This is a genomic window from Selenomonas sp., assembly GCF_052169755.1.
Classification (GTDB): domain Bacteria; phylum Bacillota; class Negativicutes; order Selenomonadales; family Selenomonadaceae; genus Selenomonas.
On sequence record NZ_JBQNBV010000153.1, the window covers coordinates 1 to 4,375 of the forward strand.

General features: G+C 56.5%; 6 protein-coding genes. All 6 read left to right on the plus strand.

What is annotated here, in order from left to right; all coding sequences use genetic code 11:
- The coding region (locus ACTTKG_RS09355) for a hypothetical protein (RefSeq protein ID WP_442673938.1) at positions 1-230 on the plus strand (230 nt) is incomplete at its 5' end.
- A gap of 117 nt (positions 231-347) precedes the next feature.
- The gene (locus ACTTKG_RS09360; protein WP_442673939.1) at positions 348-974 is read left to right on the plus strand and encodes a MotA/TolQ/ExbB proton channel family protein; all 627 of its coding nucleotides are present in this window, start codon (positions 348-350) and stop codon (positions 972-974) included.
- Positions 964-1,380 (plus strand): ExbD/TolR family protein, encoded by a 417-nt coding sequence (locus tag ACTTKG_RS09365; protein ID WP_442673940.1) that lies wholly within the window; start codon positions 964-966, stop codon positions 1,378-1,380. The genes ACTTKG_RS09360 and ACTTKG_RS09365 overlap by 11 nt, the downstream gene beginning before the upstream one ends.
- A gap of 1 nt (position 1,381) precedes the next feature.
- Entirely contained in the window at positions 1,382-2,140 is a 759-nt protein-coding gene (locus ACTTKG_RS09370; protein WP_442673941.1) for an energy transducer TonB, read from the plus strand.
- 55 nt (positions 2,141-2,195) lie between these two features.
- Positions 2,196-3,377 (plus strand): FTR1 family iron permease, encoded by a 1,182-nt coding sequence (locus ACTTKG_RS09375; protein WP_442673942.1) that lies wholly within the window; start codon positions 2,196-2,198, stop codon positions 3,375-3,377.
- Between the two features lie 143 nt (positions 3,378-3,520).
- The gene (locus ACTTKG_RS09380) at positions 3,521-4,090 is read left to right on the plus strand and encodes an iron transporter (protein ID WP_442673943.1); all 570 of its coding nucleotides are present in this window, start codon (positions 3,521-3,523) and stop codon (positions 4,088-4,090) included.
- Positions 4,091-4,375: the final 285 nt, after the last annotated feature.

Below are 4,375 nucleotides of genomic sequence, written 5' to 3' on the forward strand. Positions count from 1 at the left end.
CAGATGTTGCCGTGGCAGACAAAAAGTATCTTTTGCATGGAAAATCTCCTCTCCCCATTGTAGCGCTCTGCCACGGTTGTTGGACTTTCCGTATTATAGCAGGGCGTTTGAATTCACATGGCTTTCATCGGTACAATTGTATCGAAAAGAACGCAGCTTTTCAAGCGATTCAGAGGATCGCATTCAGTCTTATCCGAAAGAGGAAAGAAATGAATCTTTGTCAAATATGAACAAATTTCATTTTCATATTGAATTCTAACGCAGTCTGTGATATACTCACAAACGTGATATAAATAACTGCTCTCATCAGTTTATTTAACGGACAATCCTTTGAAGGAGATGCTTTTGTGGAAAATACGTGGGAATTATTTCAAAAGGGCGGTCCTGTCATGTTCGCCCTTCTCGCTTGCTCGATCGCTGTTGCGGTCATTGCCATCGAGCGCTTTCGTTTCTACCGTCAGGCGGGCAGGGGGGCGAGCGATTTCGTAGCGAAGCTGCCGGAGCTTCTCAAGGGGAACGATCTGAAACAGGCGGCGGAGGTATGCCGCGTGGAGAACACGGCGCCCGCGTACATCGCCGAGATCGGCGTGCGTGCGGCGGCGGCGGGCGACGACTTGACGCTTGCGCTCGACACGGCGTACGCCGATATGGCGATGCGTCTGAGGGAAAGGCTCAACTATCTGTCGATGATCGTGACGATGGCGCCGCTTTTGGGGCTTCTCGGTACGATCTCGGGCATGATCGAGTCGTTCAGTATCTTCAGCGTGCGGGCGGGCGAGCCGCTTGCCATCACAGGCGGCATCGGCGAGGCGCTGATCGCGACGGCGACGGGGCTTTGCGTGGCGATTTTTTCGCTCATCGTGCATACGTATTTCGTGCAGAAGCTCGATGAGATGCTCGCTATGCTCGACAAGGCGGCTACCGCCGTGCGGAACGCCTTGAAGAAGACGGGGGAGGATGGCCATGCGGCGTGATTTTCGTGTTACGAAAGAGCCGCTCGTCATGATCATTCCGATGATCGACATTATGCTTTTTTTGCTCGTGTTCTTCATGATCAGTACGATTTACATGGTGCAGACGAATACGGTGCAGGTCGCGTTGCCGCAGGCGGCTGCGGGGAAGATGGAGACGCGCCCGAACATCGTGCCGATTACGGTGACGGAGAAGGGCGATGTGCTTTACGACAAGGACGAACTGCCGAACGAGGATTTGGCGGGTAAGGTGAAAGCGTCTTTGGAGAGCGACCCCGATACGGTGTTTGTGCTGCGCGGCGATAAGAAAGCGGATTATGAAGCTGTCGTGCTTGTGCTCGATCTCTTGAAGCGTTCGGGCGCGAAGCATGTTTCGATCGCGACGGAGACGGCGGCGGGGAGGCAGTGAGATGCGGTTCAAGAGCTACTGGCGCACGACGGTCGTCGCAGCGATCTTCCTGCACTTCTTCGTCTGGCTCGGTCTGGCTCTGGCGTTGCCTCTGCTCGATTTCGAGGGCGATCCCTTGGCGGTGCAGGAGATGGAGGTCGTAGATCTCCCGGAAGAAGGCTCTTCGGGCGAGATGGAAGAGAAGAAGCCCGATCCGCCGAAGCCGGAACCGCCCGAACCGCCGAAGCCTGAGACGCCGCCTGTGGAGACGCCGCCCGAAGATGTCATCCCGACGGAGACGTCGCCGACGGAAGCCGCCGAGTTGGACGAGGCGGTGGCGGAGCTGCAGAAGCAGGAGGAAGAGGCGAAGAAGAGCGGCGAGGACGGCAAGGATATCCTGCCGCCGGCGCCTCCTTCGCAGGCGGTCGGCGTCTTGATCGCGTCGGGCAATACGCCCGATACGCGCGGCACGGACTTTCGCGGTACGGTCGGCATCCTTGTGAGTATCGATGAGCAAGGCAAGATCACAGGCTATCGCTTTACGCAAGGTTCGGGCCGTACGGTCGTCAACCAGCTTGTTTTGAACGCGATTCAGAGCTTCAAGTTCGAGCCTGCACTCGATACGAACGGACATCCGATGAAAACGAAGCGCCTCCTGCGCTTTCCGTTCGACGGCTCGGGCAGCCATGCTTACGAGGACGACGAGAACAAGCGCATCCGCGTGAATAAGGAACTGTTCCTCAGAGAGCTTCGCGCGAAGGGGCAAACGCCGCCGACGTAAAGGACGGCGTTTCATGGAAATCATATAGGAGCTTTCCAAAAGGAAGGTGAAAGTTTTGAAAAAGATTTTATTTCTTTGTATGGCACTCCTGCTCTTCACTGTGCCTGTCACAGAAGCGTCGCCGAAGTGGCAGGAAGTCGCGGACCGCATCGCGCAGGTGGTCGACCAAGCGGTTGCCGTCTACGAAACGGGCGATTACGAGGGAGCGAGGGATCTCATAAATGCTTCGTACTATGGCATTTATGAGAAGGATGGGCTGGAAAAAGTTTTGAGCACATCCGTTTCCGGCAAGGAAGCGAACTTGACCGAGTACCAGTTTTACAAGGTCAAGAAGAGCATGAAGAACGGCGAGAGCATGGATACGGTGCGTCAAGAAGCCGAAAAGCTCAAGTCGATGGTCAATGACAATGTCAAGGCGCTTGAAAATGCGCATAGCGGCACGGGATGGGCGGCGTTCCTGCCCGCGTATCTGATTCTTCTTCGAGAAGGTTTGGAAGCGATTCTCGTGCTTGTAGCGATCATCGCCTATCTCAAGCGCGCGAAGGATGAAAAGCATCTCGGCACGGTCTACAACTTCTCGATTGCAGCGGTCGTCGCGAGTTTCATTTCGGCGTACTTGTTCAATACGATTTTGAACAATACGACGGGCGGCATGAGCCGCGAGGTGCTTGAGGGCGCGACTGCGCTCTTCGCCGTCGTCGTCCTGCTCTTGACGAGCGCATGGCTCGGCGGCAAGGCGAATAAGGACAACTGGAAGCAGTATATCGACGGACTCGTGAAGGAATCCATCACGCACGGTACCGCTCGGGCATTGGGCATGGCGGCGTTTCTCGCCGTCTATCGCGAGGGCGCGGAGGTCATCCTCTTCTATCAGGCGCTCTTCAATAACGCGGCTGCCGACGTCACGATGATCTGGTCGGGCTTCGGCGCAGGCTGCGTCACGCTGGCTTTGATTTTCTACGGTATGCAGCACGGCGTCTTGAAGATCCCCCTGCGGCCGTTCTTCCTCTTCACGAGCGGCTTGATGTTCCTGCTGGCTGTCACTTTCGTCGGCAGCGGCATCCAGGAGCTGCAGGAGGGCGGTGTCATCGCCATCACGCGTTTGGAAGGGTGGCCGACGATCGATCTTCTCGGCATCGTGCCGACGGCGGAGACGATGGGCGCGCAGCTCCTCGTGCTGCTCCTCGGCGCGGCGATGCTCGTCTACGCGAAGAAGCGCAAGCCGAAAGCGGCGTGACCGCTGCTTCAAGAGTCATTGGCAAAGGCGGAGTGAAGCGCTCCGTTTGCAGATGCAGCGGATTGCCGCATCTATATAGGACGTATTAGGTAAGGACGTCCAAGAGGAATTTCATTACATCATTTTTCGGAGGAGTGTGTTTTATGAAAATGTTCAAGCTCAAGAAACTCAAGTCGGCTCTGGCGGTCTGCGCGGTAGCGGCGTCGCTCTTCACGTTCGGCGGCTCTGCGTCGGCAGCGGGCTTCACGGAGTACCCGATCGGCGATGAGATCGAGAACGAGGCGAACCACTTCAAGGTGGCGCTCGTCTACTTCCAGCCGGTTGAGATGCTGCCCGCAGGCATGATGCTTTCGCCGGATAAGGCAGACATCCACATCGAGACGGATATCGCCGCAACGGAAGGCAACGACACGGGCTTTGGCGTCGGCGATTGGATTCCGTATCTGACGGTTCACTATAAGTTCACGAAGCGTGAGACGGGCGAGAGCGTCGAGGGCGTATTCATGCCGATGAATGCGGACGACGGCCCGCACTATGGCGCGAACGTCAAGATGCTCGGCGCGGGCACTTACGACATGCACTTCTCCATCGAAAGCCCGTACCGCCAGAACTACGGTCTGCACGTCGATGAAGAGACGGGCGTCAAAGGTCGCTTCTGGGATGAGCCTGTGACGATGGATTGGGTCTTCAACTACGTGCCTCGTCGCTGGTAATGCTGAGCCGTCCAAGAAGCGAACCCTGAAAGGGTGAAGCTGATTGGGCAACGGCTCGTATGCGAAAACGTCCCAAGAGTGCAAGCCGAAGGCGTAGCGCGATTGGCAGACGTTGACCGCTCTCCTAAAGGGCATAAGCCCACCACCATCCGATGGGTGGCGGTGGGCTTTCCTTTCATATTGACTTCCTATAGCTAAGGAATCACTGATAAATTCAGCCGCCCATCTTCACACATCTGCGCTGTCCTCTCATCGTCGACAAATCCTCGACGTAGCACCGCTACG

What these genes read in the sequence shown, in the direction of transcription:
- ACTTKG_RS09370 (WP_442673941.1), top strand. Translation starts at nt 1,382, where the DNA reads ATGCGGTTCAAGAGCTACTGGCGCACGACGGTCGTCGCAGCGATCTTC.
- ACTTKG_RS09365 (WP_442673940.1), top strand. Translation starts at nt 964, where the DNA reads ATGCGGCGTGATTTTCGTGTTACGAAAGAGCCGCTCGTCATGATCATT.
- ACTTKG_RS09380 (WP_442673943.1), top strand. Translation starts at nt 3,521, where the DNA reads ATGAAAATGTTCAAGCTCAAGAAACTCAAGTCGGCTCTGGCGGTCTGC.